The 21,448-nt window shown below is 59.6% G+C and carries 19 protein-coding genes; 15 read left to right on the top strand and 4 right to left on the bottom strand.

The features are described from left to right. Positions 1-281 precede the first annotated feature (281 nt). Positions 282-935 carry a response regulator gene (locus ACILSR_RS05830; RefSeq protein ID WP_395748793.1) on the bottom strand — a complete coding sequence of 218 codons (654 nt, stop codon included), beginning with the start codon at positions 933-935 and terminating at the stop codon, positions 282-284. A 634-nt stretch (positions 936-1,569) separates the two neighbouring features. Between ACILSR_RS05830 and ACILSR_RS05825 the strand changes: the two genes are divergently transcribed. From ACILSR_RS05825 to ACILSR_RS05805, 5 genes are all read left to right on the top strand, one after another. Then, positions 1,570-2,208 carry a DNA-binding response regulator gene (locus tag ACILSR_RS05825; RefSeq protein WP_395748792.1) on the top strand — a complete coding sequence of 213 codons (639 nt, stop codon included), beginning with the start codon at positions 1,570-1,572 and terminating at the stop codon, positions 2,206-2,208. Between the two features lie 612 nt (positions 2,209-2,820). Continuing rightward, the gene (locus ACILSR_RS05820; protein ID WP_395748791.1) at positions 2,821-3,489 is read left to right on the top strand and encodes a choice-of-anchor E domain-containing protein; all 669 of its coding nucleotides are present in this window, start codon (positions 2,821-2,823) and stop codon (positions 3,487-3,489) included. Further along, positions 3,410-5,116, top strand: a complete 1,707-nt coding sequence (gene xrtU, locus ACILSR_RS05815) for an exosortase U (RefSeq protein ID WP_395748790.1) — start codon at positions 3,410-3,412, stop codon at positions 5,114-5,116. The genes ACILSR_RS05820 and xrtU overlap by 80 nt, the downstream gene beginning before the upstream one ends. After that, entirely contained in the window at positions 5,113-6,591 is a 1,479-nt protein-coding gene (locus ACILSR_RS05810) for a tetratricopeptide repeat protein (protein WP_395748789.1), read from the top strand. Before xrtU ends, ACILSR_RS05810 begins: the two co-directional genes overlap by 4 nt. A gap of 201 nt (positions 6,592-6,792) precedes the next feature. Continuing rightward, complete coding sequence (locus tag ACILSR_RS05805; RefSeq protein ID WP_395748788.1) at positions 6,793-9,384, top strand: DNA topoisomerase III; 2,592 nt, start codon at positions 6,793-6,795, stop codon at positions 9,382-9,384. Between the two features lie 82 nt (positions 9,385-9,466). Here the strand turns inward: ACILSR_RS05805 and ACILSR_RS05800 are convergent, their stop codons facing one another. From ACILSR_RS05800 to ACILSR_RS05790, 3 genes are read right to left on the bottom strand one after another with little or no spacing between them, the layout of a single operon-like run. Next, on the bottom strand, positions 9,467-9,889 hold the full coding sequence (locus ACILSR_RS05800; protein WP_395748787.1) for an acyl-CoA thioesterase: 423 nt from the start codon (positions 9,887-9,889) through the stop codon (positions 9,467-9,469). A 1-nt stretch (position 9,890) separates the two neighbouring features. After that, complete coding sequence (locus ACILSR_RS05795; protein ID WP_395748786.1) at positions 9,891-11,129, bottom strand: 4-hydroxy-3-methylbut-2-enyl diphosphate reductase; 1,239 nt, start codon at positions 11,127-11,129, stop codon at positions 9,891-9,893. A gap of 26 nt (positions 11,130-11,155) precedes the next feature. After that, on the bottom strand, positions 11,156-11,782 hold the full coding sequence (locus ACILSR_RS05790) for a L,D-transpeptidase (RefSeq protein WP_395748785.1): 627 nt from the start codon (positions 11,780-11,782) through the stop codon (positions 11,156-11,158). A gap of 113 nt (positions 11,783-11,895) precedes the next feature. Between ACILSR_RS05790 and ACILSR_RS05785 the strand changes: the two genes are divergently transcribed. The 10 genes from ACILSR_RS05785 (at position 11,896) to ACILSR_RS05740 (ending at position 21,446) form a co-directional block, all read left to right on the top strand. Continuing rightward, positions 11,896-13,593, top strand: coding sequence for a GspE/PulE family protein (locus ACILSR_RS05785; RefSeq protein ID WP_395748784.1), 1,698 nt, complete (start codon positions 11,896-11,898; stop codon positions 13,591-13,593). Between the two features lie 177 nt (positions 13,594-13,770). Beyond that, positions 13,771-14,163, top strand: coding sequence for a four helix bundle protein (locus tag ACILSR_RS05780; RefSeq protein ID WP_395748783.1), 393 nt, complete (start codon positions 13,771-13,773; stop codon positions 14,161-14,163). Between the two features lie 38 nt (positions 14,164-14,201). Beyond that, a complete protein-coding gene (locus ACILSR_RS05775; protein ID WP_395748782.1) occupies positions 14,202-15,434 on the top strand; it encodes a type II secretion system F family protein in 1,233 nt (410 codons plus the stop codon). Positions 15,435-15,499: 65 nt separating this feature from the next. Then, a complete protein-coding gene (gspG, locus tag ACILSR_RS05770; RefSeq protein WP_395748781.1) occupies positions 15,500-15,955 on the top strand; it encodes a type II secretion system major pseudopilin GspG in 456 nt (151 codons plus the stop codon). A gap of 3 nt (positions 15,956-15,958) precedes the next feature. Next, complete coding sequence (locus ACILSR_RS05765; protein WP_395748780.1) at positions 15,959-16,687, top strand: Tfp pilus assembly protein FimT/FimU; 729 nt, start codon at positions 15,959-15,961, stop codon at positions 16,685-16,687. Then, positions 16,684-17,097: a hypothetical protein gene (locus ACILSR_RS05760; RefSeq protein WP_395748779.1), complete on the top strand. Its 414-nt coding sequence runs from the start codon at positions 16,684-16,686 to the stop codon at positions 17,095-17,097. Before ACILSR_RS05765 ends, ACILSR_RS05760 begins: the two co-directional genes overlap by 4 nt. Then, a complete protein-coding gene (locus ACILSR_RS05755) occupies positions 17,072-18,079 on the top strand; it encodes a type II secretion system protein J (protein WP_395748778.1) in 1,008 nt (335 codons plus the stop codon). Before ACILSR_RS05760 ends, ACILSR_RS05755 begins: the two co-directional genes overlap by 26 nt. 80 nt (positions 18,080-18,159) lie before the next feature. Then, the gene (locus ACILSR_RS05750) at positions 18,160-19,038 is read left to right on the top strand and encodes a general secretion pathway protein GspK (protein ID WP_395748777.1); all 879 of its coding nucleotides are present in this window, start codon (positions 18,160-18,162) and stop codon (positions 19,036-19,038) included. Positions 19,039-19,136: 98 nt separating this feature from the next. Next, positions 19,137-20,354, top strand: a complete 1,218-nt coding sequence (locus ACILSR_RS05745) for a hypothetical protein (protein WP_395748776.1) — start codon at positions 19,137-19,139, stop codon at positions 20,352-20,354. Between the two features lie 12 nt (positions 20,355-20,366). Further along, entirely contained in the window at positions 20,367-21,446 is a 1,080-nt protein-coding gene (locus ACILSR_RS05740; protein ID WP_395748775.1) for a serine protease, read from the top strand. Positions 21,447-21,448 lie beyond the last annotated feature (2 nt).

The following is a 21,448-nucleotide window of genomic DNA, read 5'->3' as shown; positions in this document are numbered from 1 at the left end:
GAATTCGAACAGCTCTGATGTTCCACGCCCGCTGAAATTTGCTGATAGCGTGGCAGACGAGGATGTTGCTCGAAGTTCCGGTTCCGAGTGGCACCCGTCGCGGTATCGGAACACCGCGCCACACCCCGCATGTTCTCCGCTCGAAGTGCCGAATGTCGCTTCGATGATTCTGCTTTGAGTTACTTGGAAGAAAACACCGTCGGCGGAACAGCGCTTGAACAGGGAACAGCACGAGCGTTCCCTGTGGCTTCCGTGAGCGGTGTAAGATAGCGCTGAAAATATCAGGCCGCTTGGAAGGCGGGGCTGCCACCTGCGAGCAAACCGTGCTCGACACAGTAGCGGGCGATTTTGGCTCCCGAATCGATGCCGGTCTTTTTCCAGATGTTGTGCTTGTGCACCGAAACAGTCTTGGCAGACAGGCTCAGATCCAGAGAGATGGCCTTCAGGCTCTTGCCGTGGGCCAGCTGCAGGAAGATCTCAAATTCGCGGCTGCTCAGCACTTTGTGCAGTTCTTTTCCGCCTGCTGGCAGCCTCACGGCGTTTTCAGCAAAGGACTGCGCCACACTGCGCGAGAGGTATTTTTTTCCACGCAGGGCGTAGTTGATGGCCGTCACGATTTCTCCGGGAGGAGAATCCTTGGCGACGTATCCGCATGCGCCGGCCTTCAAGGCACGCTCGATCCACAGGGCCTGAATGTGCATGCTGACGACGATGCAGGCTGGCGAGGGCATCGCAGAGGCGAAGTCTGCGAGGAGCGTCAGACCGGAACAGTCCGCCATTTCCAGATCAATCAGAACGACATCGATGCTCTGGCGGGAGGAGAGTTCACGGGCTTTTTCAGCACTTGTAACCACCATAATTTCATAGTCTTTGAACATCAGGCGCAGGTATTGCCCCAGAGTCTCGGCGAACATCGCATGATCATCGACGAGCATGATTTTTTTTGTTGCGGGAGTCATTGTATTTGAGGGTGTTAGAGCCGTGGGCGCTTTTGTATGTGGAGTAAGAACAGCCGGTGTGGCTGCTATGACAATATACAGTTATATGGAAAATCTTAGAAAGCGGCTAAATTTAGTTTTATTTATTTAGTCCTCTTCGCTTTTCTAGATAAGTGGAACTTTAAGCGGACACTCTGAGCGGCTGAGACGAAGCTTTATCGAACCCTGATCGCTCCTTCGATCTCGGCCTTTTTCACCAGAGGGACTCTGATTTCTCTAATTTTGAAAACGGCTCTCAGCCATTTTAGGCTGTCGAACCATAAGCGCCTGCTTAGCCCATTCCAAGAGTTGGATTTAATGACCTTAAACAGGGTCATTCCATATTATGAGGTCTCTTTACCTCTCTAATTTTCAACCCTGTCGATCCGGTTTTGCATTCAGCGAAATGAAATCGAACGACGATAAACCACAGCCCTTCTCGATCCCAGATAACCTTCGTATTTCCCCAGCAACCTGCCAGTCGAATCTCCACCAACCAATTCACTGTTTATGAAAATTGTTAATTTTAAAAACCCCTACCTTGCTGCGGACTATGATCGTTTCTAAACAGCAGCCATCGGATACGCAAACCATGAACACGCCGAACTGTCTGCTGTTCCATCCGAGTGAGTTTACCCGCTCCAGTTGGAAGCTACTGCTGAAAAAGATTCTGCCGGGATGCAAGACGACCGAGGCTTCCAATTTGGAAGAAGTAAAGAACACTGTGCAATCCAACCTGGTGGATGTGCTGATGATGGAGTTTCATCCTCGGGACATGGATCATGGCATCGACTCACTGAAATCCGTGATCACTCTCACCGGCGGCAAGCACATCATGCTCATCTGCGGCCCCCCTGCTCCGGTAACCACGCGTACGGCAATGCAGGCCGGCGCCACCGTCTTTCTAGGCTGCAACGAGTCCGTGGAAGAACTGAAGCGTGCACTGCACGCTGCATGGGAAGGCGTGCCCTACATGTCGAGCGAGCTCGCCTCCGTCCTGGCACGCTCCGTGGCGCCGTCTGGCGGAATGCCCGATGAGGAAGACGGCTCCCAATATGCCCTTTCGATGAGAGAGGAGGAGGTGCTGGAACTGCTGGTCTCGGGTTTGCGGCCCAGCCAGGTGGCCAGCCGCCTGGGGCTCAGCATGAAAACCATTTCAAGCCACAAGCGCAATGCGCTGGGCAAACTGGGTGTGTCCAGCATCCTTGAAGCGGTCCGGATCTGGATCTGACTTCTTCCCAAACATTCGCTGCGTGCGCCCCCCCGCCGCAGTGAATGCCCGCGGAACTGCGGCAGTGCCGCACCGATTCGCATCCGTCGAACAATGGGCACGCGCAAAGCCTGAGTGCGCAGCGACTCATTCCTATCCACGCACAGGGTTTCTTCTTCACCCTGTCCGGATTCAGGCCCCTTCCAAGAGCATCGCAAGATGCAGCAAGGGTTTGCCGCGTCATGATTAATAGCCGCAGCCTTTCGCGGCCCCTGGCATAGTATTGTTTACCGGCATGAAGATTCCCGATCCTTTAGTTTTGAGTGAAGGATGGTAATAAATTTCCGGGACCATTCGTCGCGACCCAAAGGTGTTAATCACCTTGCAAAATTCCGCGGAATTGAAGCCTCGAAAGTTCGGGCTTCACTGGGAAAAACGGAGCTTTCGCCGCAGTCTCCGCGTGCCTGTTTTGAAGCCTCTGCCTTCTGAATCTAAAACTCTTTATTCATAAGGCATCACTTACCATTCGGGATTTGTGTCGTTTCCTTTCATGTCGATTGTATGGCTGTTATGAAAATAATCATCACACTAGCTACATTCTTATTCGCAACAGCTCTCACAACCCGGGCTGACGTGATCACACAGACGGTTGATTTTGGCACCATCTCCAGTGGCAGCCAGTTCTACTTCAACCAGTTCAACACCGCTCTAGGCACGCTGACAGGCGTCACGCTTGACTGGACGGTCAACTCCAGCATCGCCACCGCTTCCGTCACGAACATGAACTCCGGTACGGTGACGGTGAACAAGATCGTATTCACCAACACGGTGGACGGCTATCTGCCCTCCGTTGGAGACACCGGCACGCTGGCTGAGGAGGACACCAAAACCAAAACGGTGAACCTCACCGGATCGACAGCCAGCAGAACCTTGACCAATGGCCAGTCCTACACCCTGAACGACATCGCGCTTGGTACTCTCACGGCTTCTTCGAGCTACCTGCCCGGAGACACGGATTTCGATTCGTTCAAAGGCACCGGCTCTGTTCCCCTGTACATGACGAACACGTTCGGCGCCACTGTCACGGCCTCCGGATCCGGCGTCACCACCTCCTGGCTCACCAGCATCACGGGCACCAGCACCGGCAACCTGCAAGTGACCTACACCTACACGGCCGCTCCAGCCCCCATCGCTCCGGTTCCCGAGCCTCCAGCCATGATCCTTGGCTTTGGCGGTCTCCTGGGCCTGGCCTGCGTGGCCTTCAAGCGCCAGAAGAAAACCGCCACGGCTGAAATCGTCTGATTTCGGTCCGAGCCGCGGCCCACCATTCACCTCCCACCCACTCGCGCCATTGAACACCCGCTCTCCATCAAAAAACATCTCCCTGTGGTTGCTGCCCGCGACTTCGCTCGTCTGCTTGTTTTTTGCCCTGCAGGAGATCTGGGTGCGTCACCCAGCCTGCCAATTTTTCCCGCTTCCGCTGGTAACTTGGATTTGGCTGGCGGCGCGGGATGGCATGTCCCGGGCGGTGCTTTGCCCTGAGAACCCATCCGCCTTCAGGTGGCTGGTCATTGGGCATCTGCTAGTGGCGCTCGTCTCATTCGTTCTGATCTCTCCCGTCCTGGCCGGACTGGCCTTTGTGCTGGCCTCCGCTGCTCTGGCTGTGGCAAAGGGCACTCCAGGAAGGAACGAAGCACCCGTGTGGTCGCTTCCTGTGCTCTCGCTCTTCTTTATTCCCCCGCCGCTGATGATGGACCAGCAGCTGCACCAGATGCTTGCCGGACTGGCCGCGCGCCTCAGCCAGGGCTGGCTGGACGCCATGCATGTGCTGCATGTGGTGCAGGGCACCATCGTGGCCACGCCAGCAAAGCGATTCTTCGTGGATGACGCCTGCAGCGGCACGAACTCCCTGCTCGCGGCGGTCTGCATGGCGCTGATCATCAGCTGCCTCAACAAACGCTCCTGGCTCCACGCACTGGCCCTGCTGGTGACTGCGGGCCTGATCTCCGTGGCTTCCAACGTCCTGCGCATCTGCCTGGTGATCGGCAGCTCCCACTTCTGGGGATGGGACCTCGACCGCGGTCTGGTGCATGAGGCGGTGGGCGTGGCCTTCTTTATTCTGGACCTGCTGCTGATCTACAGCGCGGACTGCGGCTGCCATTTCATTTTCAACAGCACCTCCGACAGGTCGGCCGCCGAGGGGCGTGCGGACGCATTCTCTCCCATGGCAGCTCCACGCCTGCTAGGCAGCCTGAGCCTGTGCGTGGCAGTCATCGGCACCACGCTGCTCCTCGGCCCTGAAGTTCTCGCGCTTTTCCGTCCTGCCCCTGCGGCACTGGCCAGCACCCGGCAGGCAACGCCGGGAGAATTCCAGATGCCGGGAGAACTGTCCGGCTGGACTCTCGACGGCGACAAGCCGGTGGAGAACTCGATGATCGGCAATCTCGGTGTGCGCAACCAGGTGTGGCGCTACCGCAAAGGCAGCCTGGAAGCTTATGTGGCGGTGAATTTCCCCTTCCTCGGCTTTCATGACACACGCCTCTGCTACACCGGGCAGGGCTGGCAGTTTCAGAAGCAGGTGGACGGCTCCCTGCCAGGAGACGGCGAGAACACGGTGCGCTTTCTGGAGATGACGCAGCCCACCGAAATGGCGCGGGCGCATCTCTGGCTGAGCGTGCTGGACGAGCACGGCACCGCACAGTCCTTTAAATCTGAAAAACCCATGGACCACCTGACCGGCCGTCTGCTCTCGCGCTGGACGACCCCGGAGCCAGTCACGACCTCCTACGTGCTCCAGATCATGAGCGTGGAGCCGGAAAACGACCCCGGCTCAAAAGACGCCCTCACCGCATTGCTGGCCGGAGCGCGCAGCCGACTTGCCGAAGCCATCTCAAACCAAAGCCCACAAACAGGAAAGGAAAGCGAATGACCGCGAATTTCATTGATCACATGCGTTACCGGATGAGTTCCATGCTGGATCAGCGCAAAACCATGTACTTCGTGCTGGGACTGCCTGCATTCTTTGCCCTGTTTCTGCTGGCCTTCATGGCCGTCAACTCTCGCAGCGACTCCAGCAGCGAACATCTGAGCAAACTGGAGCGCGAGGCGCAAAGCGAGCTGGACAAAGGACATTTCGTGGAAGCGCGCATCGCCGCCATGCGCCTGATGCAGGAGGGAGCGCAAAACTCGAAGGCCATCCTGCTCGAAGCCAAGGCGCTGCGCGGCATGGGCCGTGAGATTGATGCCCTGCGACTGCTGTCCCGCATCGCCCCGGTGGACCGTCCTGGCCACGCACCGGCCCACGTCATTCAGGCCGCCATTTTGCTCTCCCAGAAGGACGGCGATATGAATGCGGTGCAGAAGCACATCAGCAACGCCCTGCACAGCGATCCCTCCGATGTAAACGCGCTGGAGCTTGCCGCACGCTTTTCAGCCGGGCGGCGCGACTGGAATACGGCGCTGAAATACTTGCGCAAAATGGACACAGACAAGCGTGCGGACCTCATGCTGATGAAGGCCACCGCCCTGCAGTTCACCGGCCAGGAGGATGAGGCGATCAAGTTTGCCGGGAAGGCTGAAAGCGCCCTGCGTGCCATGAAGAAAACCGCCACCGAAAACGGCAGTGAAGTGCGTTTCTCCATCGCCGTCAGCCTCAGCCTGCAGCGCAAGTTTGACGAAGCCGTGCAATGGATGCTGGGAAGCATCCAAGGCACGCCCACTCCTGCCGAGCGCCAGCTCATCGGCGGCATCTACCTTTCCTGGAGCCGGTATCTCAAAACACAGCTGACAGCAGACCGCATGGAAGTACTGCATTTGCTGGAGCAGGGCATCCAGGTCAGCCCGGAGAGCCAGGATCTCATCATGGCATTCCTCAGCGATTGTGAAGAGCTCACCAGCACGCCGTCGGATCGACAACGCTATGTGGAGCGCATTCTCGGAAACGGCGGCACCGCGACCTCCTTCCTTCATTATTACCTTGGCGTTCAGGATTGGAAGCAGGGCAACCGGGAATCCGCGAGGTCTCATTTTGAGCTCGCCAGTTCACTCAATCCCGGATTTAAGGTGATCGGCAACAATCTGGCCATGGCCATTGCCTCGGTGTCCACAGACCACGGTGAGCTGGAAAAGGCGCTCGCCCTGATCAATGAACTCATCGAGCAGGAGCCGGAGAACCCTTTCTTCCTGGACACCCGCGGCCACGTGCATGCGAAGATGGGCGAGTTCAAAGAAGCGGTGCGCGACTTTGAGCGCTCCCTGCCAAACGCCCGTGACAAGAACTCCTCCCACACCAAACTGGCGGACCTGTATGAGCGGCTGGGAATGAATGATCTTGCGTCCGAACATCGCACCGCGGCCCTCGCTCATATGAGCACGGGTGGGAATGCAACCCAGGTGGTTCGATAGGCGAGCACAAGGCGCACACAAGCACGCGCTGCGGCACTTCTCGCCAGAGAAGCGGAGTTTAATTTTGCCGCCTGTCAGCAGTCTGAGCAGGGCTGAACGGCGTAAGCCATTTGGGGTCTAAAAGTGCCCGAACCTTGACATCCGGGGTGAAAGCATGCCCTAAGTAGGCCCTTTTTCCCGTCATCACCTGTTCATACGCACATGCCCAAAGCCCTGATCATTGCCGAAAAGCCCAGCGTCGCAGCCGATCTTGCCCGCGCACTTGCCAAAGCCCCCGGCATGAAGCCCTTCGCCAAAGAAAAGGACTGGTATGAGAACGAAACCCACGTGATCTCCTCCGCCGTGGGCCACCTGCTGGAGCTCGGAATGCCCATGGTGGACGGCAAAAAGATAGGGTGGGGCTTCACCAGCCTGCCGATCATGCCGGAGCAGTTTGAGCTCAACCCGATCGAAAGCAGCGCGGACCGATACAAGCTGCTGACCAAGCTGCTCAAGCGCAAGGACATCGACAGCGTGATCAATGCCTGCGACGCCGGGCGTGAGGGAGAGCTGATTTTCCGCTACATCATGGATGCGAGCGGCTGCAAAAAGCCCGTGCAGCGGCTGTGGATGCAGTCCATGACCCAGGGGTCCATCCTGGATGCCTACAAGCACCTGCGCACCAATGAGCAGATGCTGCCGCTGGCAGACGCCGCCAAGTGCCGCAGCGAGAGCGACTGGCTGGTGGGCATCAACGGCACACGTGCTCTTACCGCGCTGAATTCGCGGCATGGCGGCTTCCGCCTCACACCTGTGGGACGCGTGCAAACGCCGACGCTGTCGGTGCTGGCGCAGCGCGAGCGTGACATCGCGGCGTTTGTGCCGCGCACGTATTTTGAAGCGATCGCATTGTTTGAAGTATCCGCCGGCCAGTATTCGGGCCGCTGGATTGATGAGAGCTTCAAGAAGGACGAAAACGACGAGCACAAAAAGGCCGAGCGCATTTGGAACGAAGGCACCGCGCAGGCCATCGCCGACCGCTGCAAGGGCAAGCCGGGTGTCATTGAACAGACGACCAAGCCGACGCGCCAGGCCCCTCCCCTGCTCTATGATCTAACGAGCCTGCAGCGCGAGGCGAGCAACCGCTTTGGATTCTCCGCGCGGCGCACGCTGCAAATTGCGCAGGCGCTGTATGAGAAGTTCAAGGTGCTGACCTATCCTCGTACCGATTCCCGCCACCTGCCGGAAGATTATCTTGGCACAGTGACGGACACGCTCAAGACCTTCGCGAGCCATGACAGCCGCAAGCAGGATGCGCTGCCGCATGAACTGGGCACGCACGCGGCCACAGCACTGGACAACAAATGGGTGCGGCCAAACAAGCGCATCTTTGACAGCAGCAAAGTCAGCGACCACTTTGCCATCATCCCCACCGGACAGATCCCGCCGAAGGAGCTGCCCGAGGCTGAGCAGAAGCTTTTTGACATGGTGGCACGCCGCTTTGTGGCTGTGTTTTTCCCAGCAGCCGAGTTTGAAGTGACGACGCGCATCACCCGCGTGGGCCAGGATGCGTTTCAAAGCAACGGCAAGGTGCTCAAGGAAGCGGGCTGGCTGGCGGTGTACGGCAAGAAAGCGGCCGAGGAAGCCGCCGAAGGAGGCGAAGACGCCGCCAAGCTGCTCGTGGCCGCGAATACCGGCGACAAAGCTGAGACGCTGGACGTCGAAGTGAACGAGCACCAGACCAAGCCACCGCCCCGCTATACGGAAGCGACGATTCTTTCCATGATGGAAGGCGCCGGCAAACTGGTGGAGGACGAAGAACTCGCCGAAGCGATGAGCGAGCGAGGCCTCGGAACGCCGGCGACGCGTGCGGCCATCATCGAAGGCCTGATCATGGACCGCTACATCGAGCGCGTGCAACGTGACTTCCACGTCACGGCCAAAGGCCTTGCATTGATCGACCAGATCAGCGCCATCGGCATTGATGCGTTGAGTTCACCGGAAATGACCGGCCAGTGGGAGTACAAGCTGCGCCAGATGGAACATCGTGAACTGGACCGCGAGAGCTTCATGCGTGACATCCGCCACCTGACCAAGCAGGTCGTGGAGAAGACCAAGGCCTACTCCAAGGCGGCCAAGGACAAGGTGTTCCCTGACTTCCCGGCGACCTGCGGCACATGCGGCAGCAAGGAAGGCTACAAGCAGACCGAAGAGTTCTACGGCTGCAAAAATCCGAAGTGCAAAGTCCGCGTCTTCAAGACCGTGGCCAGCCGCGCCCTGAGCGACGAGGAGATCCGCACGCTCATCGAAAAACGCTTCGTCGGGCCACTCGAAGGCTTCCGCAGCAAGAAGGGCAAGGAATTCAGCGCCGCGCTGCAGATCAAGGACGACATGAAGGTCGCCTTTGTCTTTGGCGATGGCAGCGATCCCGACAGCATCAACTGGGACGAATGTCCTGTGATCGCCGACTGCCCGGTCTGCGCCAAGAAGGGCCGCAAGGGCGAGAAGATTTACGAGACGGCAGATGCCTATCAGTGCAAGATCAACGCCACCGAAACCTCCAAGTGCAACGCGCGCCTGCCGAAGAAGCTGTGCCAGAAGGACATCACGCCTGAGAATGCGCGCGAGTTCTTTGAGAACGGCAAGACCTCGCTGATCACCGGCATGATCTCCAAGCGCGGCCGCCCCTTCAGTACCTTCCTCGTCTGCACCCCTGGCGAAAAACGCATCATGAGCTGGGAGTTCCCGCCGCGTGAAGCGAAGCCGAAGGCCGAGAAGAAGCCGAAGAAGCCGGCGGGTGTGAGCGGGCGGTAAGCCAGCCAAGTGATGCGGGCACTCCTGCCCGCAGACGAACATCCTATGGACATGCGGTGCGGGCAAGAGTGCCCGCATCACGTCAGCTTTTCGCCAGGTGCTTGTACTTTTCCTTCCACTCGTCCGGCAGGCGCACTGGCCTGCCCTCGGGCATCTGCACCAGAGCCAGTGACTGGCGGCAGGTGATGAGAAGTGCGTTGTCTTCGGCGCGGCGCATTTCAAACGAGCACCAGAAGCGCACGCGCTCGACGGTTTCGAGCTTGCCGTGGATGACGAGTTCATCGCCCAGTCGTGCCGGCTTTTTGTAGTCGATCTCGGTGCGCACCACGACGGGGAAAAGGTGGGTCTGAGACATCTCGCGCAGCTTCATGCCCATGAGCGCGGCCAGGCGGGTGCGCGCGGTCTCGATCATTCGCAAGTAGGCGATGTTGTGCACCACGCCGCCGCAGTCGGTGTCGAAGAACATGACTTCTTCGCGGGTTTCGATGGTTGGCGTGTACTGCATGTCAGTTCAAAGCAGCGCGCACGGCATCGGCATCCACGCCGCGCAGACCGAAGACGCGCAGCACGGTGTCTTCGATGAGATTGTTCGGGCAGGAGGCACCGGCGGTGATGCCCACAGTCACCGGTCCGTCGCCGGCCAGCTTGGTGGAGTAGCTTTCTTTCTCCGCCTTAAGGTGAAGATCAAAGTGGACGATCTGCTCCAGGGACTTGAGGCAGTCGGCCGTGCGAATGAAGAAGGTCGGGAGCTGCTGCTCGCCAATTTCGACGAGATGCGTCGTGTTGGAACTGTTGTAGCCGCCGACGACGAGAAGCACATCCAGCGGCTGCTGCAGCAGGCCAAAGAGCGAATCCTGGCGTTCCTGGGTGGCGCCACAGATGGTGTCAAAGACTTGGAAATTGGTGACGCCTGCCTCGGGGCCATGGCGGTCCAGCACGGCCTGGCGCAGACGGCGCTGCACCTCTTCCGTCTCCGATTTGAGCATGGTCGTCTGATTGGCCACACCGATGCGGGTCAGGTGCAGGTCGGGATCGAAGCCGTCGGAATGCGATCCTGCCGGAAAGCGTTTCAAAAATGCCTCTTTGTCACCGCCGTTGCGGATGTAGTCGCAGACGTAATCGACATCCGCCAGGGTCAGAACGACGAGGTAATTGCCCATGCCGTCATCGCCCATGGCACGGGAGGAGGTGGCGCGGGTTTCTTCATGGCTGGCCTTGCCGTGAATGATGGAGGTGTAGCCGGTCTTGGCGTACTGGCGGACGCGCTTCCACACGCTCATCACGTCGCCACAGGTGGTGTCCACCACCATGCAGCCGCGGGCGGCGATCAATTTCATGAGCCGGGTTTCCGCACCGAATGCGGGTACAATGACCACATCTTCGGGGGTCATCGTGGCGACCATGGCTTCGTGCTCGGCATTGGGAATGCTGACCACCCCCATCTCGGTGAGCTGGCGGTTCACCTCCTGATTGTGAATGATTTCGCCAAGCAGGAAAACGCGGCGGTCAGCGAAGACTTTGCGAGCCGCATAGGCCAAATCGATGGCGCGCTCCACGCCATAGCAAAAGCCGAAATCCCGCGCCAGGCGAACCGTCGTATTGCCGATCTGGATCACACTGCCCTTGGCACGGATTTGCTCGACAATCAGACTGCGGTAGTGGGTTTCCACCTCTGCCTGCACACGCTCCATCACCTCCGGGGTGCGAACATTCACACGACGGGCGGCTGGAGCGGGGGCAGACATAAGAGAGGGGATCAATACGATACGAATCAGTAGTACATTTTGCCTTTGGCGGCGTCTTCAAAGACCTTGGGGCTGTTCATGTACGAATCTGGGGGGTCGGCGAGACTGCTGTCATTCAGCACTGGGAGGGTCTTGCCGATGGTGGCGTCCTCAGGCTGGGAGGCGGCGATGTTGAGCGGGGTGCCGGTGCGGACCATGCTGAAGATCTTCTGCGCGGACTTGATCGGCAGACGCACGCAGCCGTGGGTGCAGGGGACGGGCTTCACCCAGCCCCAGTGCATGCCGTAGGCGGACTTGAACTCCATCCAGAAGGTCATGGGGTAGCCGGCTCCTGGGGAGCTGGCGCGGCGGCGGTGGGCCTCCTTGTGGTAAATGGTGAAATTGCCGTGCGGAGTCGGGGTGCTGGCGGTGCCGACGGAGCATGGCGTGGCCAGCAGCACTTCGTTGCCTTCCATCACATAGACGCGCTGCGCGCCGGTGCTCAGCTTCACCCGCACGTTGGCAGGGTTTTTCACCGCCTTGGCGGGGGGATCAAAATTGAGGGAATAGTTGCCCGATTTCTTCGCGGTGGCGCAGTTGCTGAGAGCGAGGGCAAGTCCGGCAAAGGCGAGGGCCTTCAACGAACCGCGGAGGATGGTGGAATGCGAATTCATAGAGGCTGGGCATGTAGCACACGTTTCCTCCCGCTCCACCGTTTTTCTTTGCGGATGATGTGCTTGCAGACAGTGAGAAACTTTGTCCTCGTTGAGGCGTTCTACTGCCCCACATGCCTGCCCCTTCCCTGATTGATGTTCTCGTCCGCACTGCCGCCAGCGCCGGATGCGAGGAACCCACCCGCCTGCGCCACGCCCTCGAAATCGCCGCCGACAACCGCCAGCCGCTCCTGGACGCCGTGGTTGACAGCACCATGGTCGATGAAGACCGCTTTTTTGCCCAGCTGGCCACCGGCCTGGGAATGCCCTATGCCGAGGAAGGCGCCGGCGATGCTGCCGATGGTCTGCGCACCAACTTCCCCGCCAAACTCGCGCTGCGCCACCGCATCTGTCCCGTTCATGTCACCGGGAGCGAGGCGACCATCCTCACTTACAATCCTTTTGACCTCAGCGCCCGCCAGGCTGTGGGCCAGGAGTTGCGCAAACGGGTCCAGTGGCAGATCGCCCCCCGCCACCGCATCCTGGAGGCCCTGCATCAGGGCTACGGCGTGGGCGCGGAGAATTTCGAAGAGCTCCTCGAAGGCCGTGACGCTGGCGATGAGCACGACGACATGAAGCAGGAGACCACCGTGCTGGATGAGGCCGACGAAGAAGCCACGGTGCTCAACTTCGTGAACCAGATCTTCCGCGAAGCGCTCAAGGAACGCGCCACGGACATTCACGTTGAACCGCTGGAGCGCGACCTGCGCATCCGCTATCGCGTGGACGGCAAGCTGCTCGAAGTCCCCGTGCCGCCAAACATGCGCCTGCTCCAGGCCTCCCTCATTTCCCGTCTCAAAATCATGGCTCACCTCGACATCGCGGAGCGCCGCATGCCGCAGGACGGACGTATCAATCTCGAACTCGACGGCGAGCCCATCGACGTGCGCGTGGCCACCATTCCCAGCGTGAATGGAGAGTCCGTGGCGCTCCGTCTGCTCACCCGCAAAAAGTTCGACCTGAACGCCATTGGATTGGATCCAGCCACCGAGGCCACCATCCGCAAACTGCTCGCTGCGCCGAACGGCATCATTCTCGTCACCGGTCCCACCGGTTCCGGCAAATCCTCCACGCTCTACACCTTCCTCAAGGAGCTGAACACCAAGGAGCGCCGCATCGTCACGATCGAAGACCCGGTGGAAAACAAGCTCGACGGCATCATCCAGATCGCAGTGAAGCCGGAGATCGATCTCACCTTCGCGGCCGGCCTGCGCAGCATTCTGCGTGGCGACCCGAATGTGATCATGGTGGGGGAAATGCGCGACCAGGAGACGGTTGAGATCGCCATCCGCGGCGCCCTCACCGGTCACTTGGTGTTCTCCACGCTGCACACCAATGACGCCGTGAGCGGCATCTCCCGTCTGATCGACATGGGCATCGAGCCCTTCATGATCTCCTCCTCCGTGCGCGCCTTCCAGGCCCAGCGCCTCGTGCGCACGCTATGCGGCCTGTGCAAGCAGCCCGCGCATTACGAAGACAGCCATTTGCGCTCCATCGCATTCCCGCTGGAATGGAAGAACAAGCTCTTCAAGCCCGCCGGCTGCCGCGCCTGTCGCAACACCGGCTTCACCGGCCGTCTCGCCATCATGGAGATCTGCCTCATGAGCGAGGCGCTGCAGGAAAAGATCAACAACCGCGCCAACAACATCGAGCTCAAGGCCCAGGCCATCAAGGACGGCATGATCCCCATGCGCCAGTATGGCTTCCGCAAAGCATCGGAAGGTGTGACGACGATTGAGGAGGTGATGACCGTGACCGCAGCGACGGAGTAATCCGGTGAGCGGTGAACGGTAGTCAGAGGGCGGTGTTCCGCGAATATAACAGACCTTTTCAGCCACCATTGCTCAAGCGCCATTTAATCCGTCCAGGCTCGATATTTGTCCCGTTGAAATGCAACTTCCCTCCTACGCATTCGTTCCAGCTCCAAAACGCTGACTCATATTAGCTTCATGAATTCGTTGAATCGCAATCCCATTGTGCGCACCTACCGAGATCTGGAGGTATATAAATCTGCATTCAGACTGCAGCAGGAGATTTTTAAAATTTCGCGAACCTTTCCCCGTGAGGAAATGTATTCCATGACGGACCAGATGCGCCGCAGTTCACGAGCCGTCGGAGCCACTCTGGCCGAAGCGTGGGCAAAACGACGTTATGAGGCGCATTTCCTCAGCAAGCTGACAGACTCAGATGGGGAACTGCAGGAAACGGCGCACTGGATTGACAGCGCTTTTGCCTGCGAGTACATAACGAATGAGCAACACAGCCGCTTGTTGCACGACCTCGCCTCAATTGGCAGCATGCTAGGCAAAATGATCGCCACGCACCAGTCCTTCTGCCACTGATCACAGCCCACTGCCAACCGGCCACCGCCCACCGGAAAATGCCCGCCTTCACCTACACCGCCCTCACCGCCACCGGCCAGACCGTCACAGGCTCCCTCACGGTCGGTTCCCGAGCCGAGGCGTTTCGCAAGATCGAGTCCCAGGCGCTCACGCCGGTCAAGGTGACCCAGGACGAGAAGTCGGACGCGGCGAAAGCGAAGATTGCGGCAGCGGAACAAGGGCCGGTGAAACTCAAGCGCGCCCAGCTTGTCTTGTTTACCGAAGAACTCGCCGACCTGCTCGATGGAGGCCTGCAGATTGACCAGGCTTTCCGCGTCATGCAGGAGCGCCAGGAGTCGGGTGCTCTGCGCCAGATCGCCTCCACCATGCGCAATGAGCTGCGGGAAGGCTCCTCCGTGGCCAAGGCGCTGCGGAAAGCCTCTCCCAGTTTTGACGATCTTTACTGCAACCTCGCCGCCGCCGGCGAGGTCAGCGGCTCCCTTCCCAGCATCCTGCGCCGTCTGGCCAACAACCTCGCGGTCATGGCAGATCTTCAGGCCAAGGTGACGCAGGCCATGATCTACCCCGCCTTCCTCATTGGAGCGTGTATTGTGCTCATGGTGGTGTTCATGACCTTCATGGTGCCGCAGATCATGGACCTCATGGGCAAAAACGGCCAGAAACTGCCGGCCGCCACTCAGCTTCTCATCAGCTTCAATCACTTCATGGGCCAGTGGTGGTGGGCCATCGGCATCGTGCTGACTGCTGCGGTGCTGACCTTCCGCGGCTACATCTCCAGCCCCGCCGGCCGCATGTGGTGGGACGGGACCAAGCTCACCCTCCCTCTCTTCGGCCCCATCATGAGCATGCGCTTCTACGCCCAGTTTGCGCATTCTCTGGGCAGCCTCATCACCAATGGTGTCCCGCTGCTCAACAGCATCCGCCTGGTGTCCAAAATCTCCGCCAACGTCTTCATCCAAGACCTCCTGGGAAAGGTCACCACCCTCGTTTCAGAAGGCGCCCCGCTTTCCAATGCCCTGCGCAAGGTCGGCAGCTTCCCCCTCCTGCTGGCAGACATGATCGCAGTGGGAGAGCAGACCGGCCAGCTGGGCAAATCGATGGAAAAATGCGCCATTCGCTACGACAAGGAGCTCGACAAGCGTATCAAACGCATGACATCGATGATCACCCCGATCATCCTCATCGTCATGGCGGTCATGGTCGGCACCGTGGCCTACTCCATCGTCGCCGCCATTGCCCAGAGCGTCACCGGCATTCGCGGCAGCAGCTAGCACAGCGCAACCAACCGCATTTCTTCCTGTTCAAAACCTCATAAATCTTGTTCAATCCCCCCGTCATGAAGATCCAAACACCGAACTCTCGCACACGCGCTTCCGCAGCCTTCACGCTCATCGAAATCGTCATCACCCTGACCATCATCGCCATTCTCGCCGGTGGCTCCATGATGATGTACTCCAGTTTGATCGACACCGCCAAAGACTCCCGCGTCAGCTCTGACATGGAGAAGATCTCCCTCGCGCTCCAGTCCTACGAGGGCCGTGCGCTTCGCGTGCCCACCACCGAGCAGGGACTGCAGGCTCTGGTGGACAAGCCCACCATCGAACCCGTTCCGGACAACTATCGTCCTTTCATGGAGGAGCTGCCCAAAGACCCGTGGGGCCAGCCTTACAAGTACCGCACCCCTCCGCAAAAATCCAAGAAGGGCTATGATCTCTGGACCGTCGGCCCTGATGGAGCTGACGGCACTGACGACGACATCGGCAACTGGAAAAAGCCTGCGGCCACCAAGTAATTCATGAAATTCACATGCCGGATCTCGAAGACCTGCCATGACGCGAGCGCTCCTTACGCGCTTCGTCAGGCTGCCTTCTTGCGGCATGTGCCCGCCCGGCTCACCCGGGCGTTTACGCTGGTCGAGATCGTCATTTCTCTGACCATCGTCGCCGTGCTGGCGGCGGCCACCGTGCCGATGCTGACGGGTTACAAGGAGGAGAGCATGGCCCGCGAACCGGTAACGGCCCTCGTGGGCCTGGCGCGCGAGGCCCGCATGCGGGCCATGCGAGAAAAACGCCCCTACCAGGTGGCGTTTCATGCCACCGGCTTCACGGCATCCCGATACTTCAATCCGTACCTCCAGCTCGCCGAACTGAATGAATTCCTCCTGGCCGGAGAGGAGGAGCCGGCGGTGATCAGCTCCGTGGAGGAGGGAGACAAGTCCGACATCGACAGCGGCTCCGGAGCCACCAAGACCTCCGACCTTCCCCTGGCGCCTCCGCCCCCCAAATACGACGAACACTGGTCCGAAAAGTACGAGCTTCCCAAGGAGGTGAAGTATGCCATCCAGCACTGGTACGACGCCGAGCCCACGGTCATCGAGGGAGAGATCGTCAAGCTCTGGGTTTTCCAGCCCAGTGGCGTCTGCCAGCCTTTGAAAATCCATGTCGAGGGCCCGTCCTCCACCTTTGATGTGGAGTTCGCCGCACTCACGGCAGACATCGTGAAAGAAAGCATCGAGCTGAAATGAAGCCTTTTCTCCATTTTTCTCGTTCGCGGAGTGCGGGAGGCTACATCCTGCTGGAGCTTGTTCTGGCCCTCACCATTTTTTCCATCGCCGTGCTCGGTCTGGCAAAGTGCCTCGACCAGGCGCTGGAGACCGCCAACCTGCTGCGGCGGGACCAGATCATCCGCATCGGCATGCGCAATTTTTTCGAGGAGCTTCGCAACAAGCCCCTCGCCAAAATGTCCACCACCTACACGGACCCCACTTACGGGATCACCTACACCAGCACCACGGAGGCGCTCTCCCTGAAGACCACCAGCGGCGGTGTGTTGAGCGACATGTACAAGCTTTCCATCCTGGCCACCTCTTCCTTTGAGGGTGTGGAGCAGGAGGACAAACTCGACGTCTATGTTTACAAGCCCGCCCAGCAGTAGACGGCGTTCCGCCTTCACCCTGATCGAGATCGTGATCGGAATCACGATCCTCTCCATGATCACGGCCGCGCTCTTTGGCATCATCCGCGGCTCCGTGCGCGGAGCGTCGGAGATCGAGCACACCCAGCGCGAGAGCGACTCGGTGAACCGCTTCATCGAGCTTTGCCGCCGCACCTTTGCCACCCTTCCCAGCACCGCCACCCTGTCCCTGAAACTCATCCAGGGCACCGACCCGGTGATCCAGGAGCTCACGATTTCAGGCTCTCCGGACTGCTTCCCCTTCGGCAACAATCCCATCACCCTCAAGGACACCATCCTCAGCCTGCGCCCCTACCCGGAGGTCGTCGTGGACGACAATCAAAAGCCGCTGAACTACGTCAGCCTTTCGCGTGAAGATCTCATCCCGCAGACTGGCGACATGAAATCCGGCACCCGTCAGACTACGACCGGCATCTACGCTCCGGACTCCGAAGGCCGCTACTGGATGCCGCTGCTGCCAGACGTCGTCTCCTTCAAATGGCGCTTCTACGTCGAGAAGGAGGAGACCTGGTACGAAGAGTGGAGCAAGTCAAAATGGCCGGACTTGATCGAAGCCCAGCTGATCATGAAAAACCGGAAACTTCCCATTCGCATGGTCTTCAGCGTACCGGTTCTGACGATTGTGGCCGGCAGGGCGCCGACGAACACAGGCGGGAACAACAACGGGAACAACAATAACAACAACCAAAACGCGGGCGGCAATAACAACAACCAGGGCGGTGGTCGCGGTGGTCCGGGAGGTCCCGGAGGCCCTGGTGGTCCCGGTGGCGGACGCGGAGGTCCTGGCGGCCCCGGCGGCCCCGGTGGAGGACCAGGTGGCTTTGGAGGTCGCGGTGGCGGCCCTGGAGGTCCTGGCGGCGGTCCGCCCGGCGGCGGCTTTCCGGGCGGCGGTGCCCCTGGTGGTGGCGGCCCAGCTGGTGGAGGAGCACCTCCCGGACCATGAAGACCTGCCTGCCAGTTCCTTTGCAAGCAACGCCCCTGCCCCATGCCTCCAGGCGCAGGCGTGCTTCCGCCCTTATGCTCATGATCTGGGCCATCATGCTCATGTCCATCACCGTCATGGGGGTGGTGCAGTACATCAAGTTTAGCGCGGATGAATCCAATCAGGCGTCCTACGACTTTCGTGCCCTCCATCTGGCAGAGAGCGGCCTGGCCGTGGGCCTTCATCCCAACACCCGGCGCGGCGACATCGTCATGAAGCAGAAAGTGGGGCCGGACAGCGGCTTCGACGTCGTCATTAACTACGAAGGCGCCCGCATCCCCATCAATTACATCACGGACGAGCGCCTGCGCGAGGCCGTGTACAAGCTCTTCATTTTCTGGCAGCTCAATGCCGAGGACGCAGGCATCGCCGCCGATTCCCTCGCGGACTGGGTGGACAATGACAGCACTCAGCGCGCCAACGGCGCCGAGGCCGAATACTACAAGAGCCTGGGCATTTACGATGCTCCGCGCAATCAGGGCTTCATCCGGGTGGAGGAAATGCTCCTCGTGCGCGGCATGGATGCCGTGGACCGCAAGAAGCCGGACTGGCGCAACTACTTCAGCATCTACGGGGAAGGCCAGATCGACCTCCGCACAGTCTTTGCCGATGTGCTCCTCGCCGTCACCGGCGCGTCTGAAAACGACGTCCAGCGCTTCATCAGCGAGCGTGATGGAGGGGACGGCATCCCCGGCACGGAGGATGACCGCCGCATCCGTGCCCCGGAGGCCTACCAGATCCTCGGTCTGAATGGAGACCGGCTGAACGCCGTCAGCGGCATCGTCAACGACAGCGACACCTCTCTGCGCCGCATCACCAGCATCGGCTGGGTGGGTGACAAACGCGCCAAGATCATTCTCGTCACCCGGCGTGACCAGACGACCAATGCGGTGACCTATCTCGGGCGGATCGAGGAGTAAATTCGACTCGACAACCGCTTTGGCATCCGTCATTCCAGATTAGTTTTTCAACGCCGCAACTTCCCACCCTAGCGCACGTTCTACAAGGCCCCTCACACATGTCACTCGCCGCCACCACCCTGCTTCTTCCCGCCCCTGATGCCTCCTGGCGCGTGTGGAAACCCCGGGCGACCTCCAGTGCAGAAACCGTCGAAAGCCCGGCGGAAGCCAGACATGTGAGCAAGCCCCTGCTCATCGGGCTTCCTGCATCCGCCTGCCGCACCATCGGCCTCATCCTGCCGCAGACGGATTCCGAGCTGCTGGAGCAGATCATCGTCACCCAGCTGGAACGCCGGGGCTTCAAGCTGGAGCAGGACGCTGTGGGCAGAAACTACCGCTGGCACCTCCTGGGCCAGAGCGGCGCACTGGTCATCGTCAGCGTTGACATTCTTGCAGAGCCCTTCCCGGAGTCGCTCGCAGCCTCGCATGCCAGCGACTATACGGCCGCTCTCAGGCTGGCCCAGCTGCCAGTCGGGCATATCGTCATTGCCGAAGAGCAGGGAGACCTCGTTCTCGCAGCCAGTCACCAGGGCAAGCTTTATCACAGCCACATTTTTGCCAAAACTCCGGTCTCAGAAGAGACGCTGACCTTGGAGATCACCCTGGCGCGGCTCACCCTTGAAGCCGAACTCGGCCCCGATTCCATCAATGGCGTGGCCCTCGTCGGGGCAAATTTTGATCGTGATCTGACCACGCGCCTGAGTTCCATTCTGGACCTTCCGGTCCGCGCGCTGGCTGATCTTCCTCCCAACAGCGCCCTCGAAACCGCCACCTGGACCAAGCTCCTTCCCGGGGGGGTACGCACAGCCATCAGCGATCTCAACCGTCGCGCCAAGCTCATCCGCGCGCTCACCTTGGGCGGGCTGCTCTACGCCTCCCTGGCCTTCATGGCTTTTGCCTACCTTCATCTCCAGGAAAAGCGCGCCAAGGAACTCGCCGAAGAGGTGGAGCTCACCAGCGAGCCCGCGGCCGCCGTGCGCAAGGCCAACGAACGCTGGAAGGTCCTGGCCCCCGCCATCGAGCCGCAGCGTTACCCGCTTTTCCTGCTCGGGGAGATCAACCGCATCATGCCTGCCAGCGGCATCGTCATCCGCAAATTTGAAGTGAAGGGCAAGGAGATCGACATCCGTGGTGAAGCACGGGACGCTCAGCTGGCTTTTCAGTTCATCGAAGACTTCAAAAAGAACCGCATTCTCAGCCGTTACGAATGGACCAATCCGCGGCCGGAAGTCAAAGGCACCACCGCAAGTTTCCGTGCCCAGGGCAAGCTGCCATAACCCTCAACCTGTATGAGCACGCACCTCAGATCATCCTTTCCTCTGATCAAAACCGCCCTGTTCGCAGTGCATTTTGCCTGGAGCTGTGATCTCGCTCAGGGCCAAGTCCTCGGCAACCATAGGAAGGCGACCAGCAGCGACTACGTGGACAAGCTCCCCGCTGACAAAAAGAGTGCCATGGTGGTCATCACCGGAGACAGAAGCACCGGCACCGGTTTTTTTGCGAGCGTTAAAGACAATGTGTTCCTGGTGACTAACATGCACGTGATCAGCGGGCAAAGCTCCATAAGGGCCACCACGATGGACGGAACCGACGTCCAGATCGCGGGAATCTTCGGCGCGCAAAATGCGGACATCGCCCTGCTGAAGCTCAACTCCGTGCCTTCGGCCTTTTTCGAAACGGAGCAAAGCGTCAACACCGCCCATAAAACGGGCGACTTCATCCTTGTCCCTGGCAACAGCCTTGGCGGCGGCACCATCCTGCAAACTGAAGGAAAAATCGTCGGCATCGGACCCGCAAAGATCGAGCACGACGCGCCTACTTTCCACGGGAACAGCGGCAGTCCCATCCTGAGCACCCGGACCTGGAAGGTTCTGGGAGTGGACACTGAAAGCATCACGGTCAGTCTTTCTGACAAATCGGACTCCGCGTCCGCACGCAATGCCGGTTCCCAGATCAAGTCCACGGTGAGGCTCTTTGGATACCGTCTGGACAGTGTGGCTCAGTGGGAGGCCATCGAATGGACTCGTTTTGCCCAGCAGTCCAAAAAACTGGAAGACGCGGACGCCTTGGTAACCGCCGTTCACGCGATAATCAAGCGCGACACCAGCGGCTGGAAAAAGCACCCCTCGACCAATTCGTACATGAGCAGCTTGGGCGAACTGGTCAACAAACCCCGCGTGTCGCCAGCCGAGGTAACTGCCAAGGTGGAAACCATCGTGCTCAATTTACGCAATGCCCTTAAAAGGGTGGAATTGGATGCTTTGGAGAGCAAACGCAACTGCTATGGATACATCAGCCTGCGCTACCAGGATTTGGGAATGTACGCCAAAGCCGTGCGCGAATTCATTGATGCCGACAAAATCCGCTGATC

This window comes from Prosthecobacter sp., from assembly GCF_044222565.1.
Lineage (GTDB): Bacteria > Verrucomicrobiota > Verrucomicrobiia > Verrucomicrobiales > Verrucomicrobiaceae > Prosthecobacter.
Note: the sequence above shows the minus strand (reverse complement) of the source record. Positions and strands in the feature narration are given on the sequence as shown.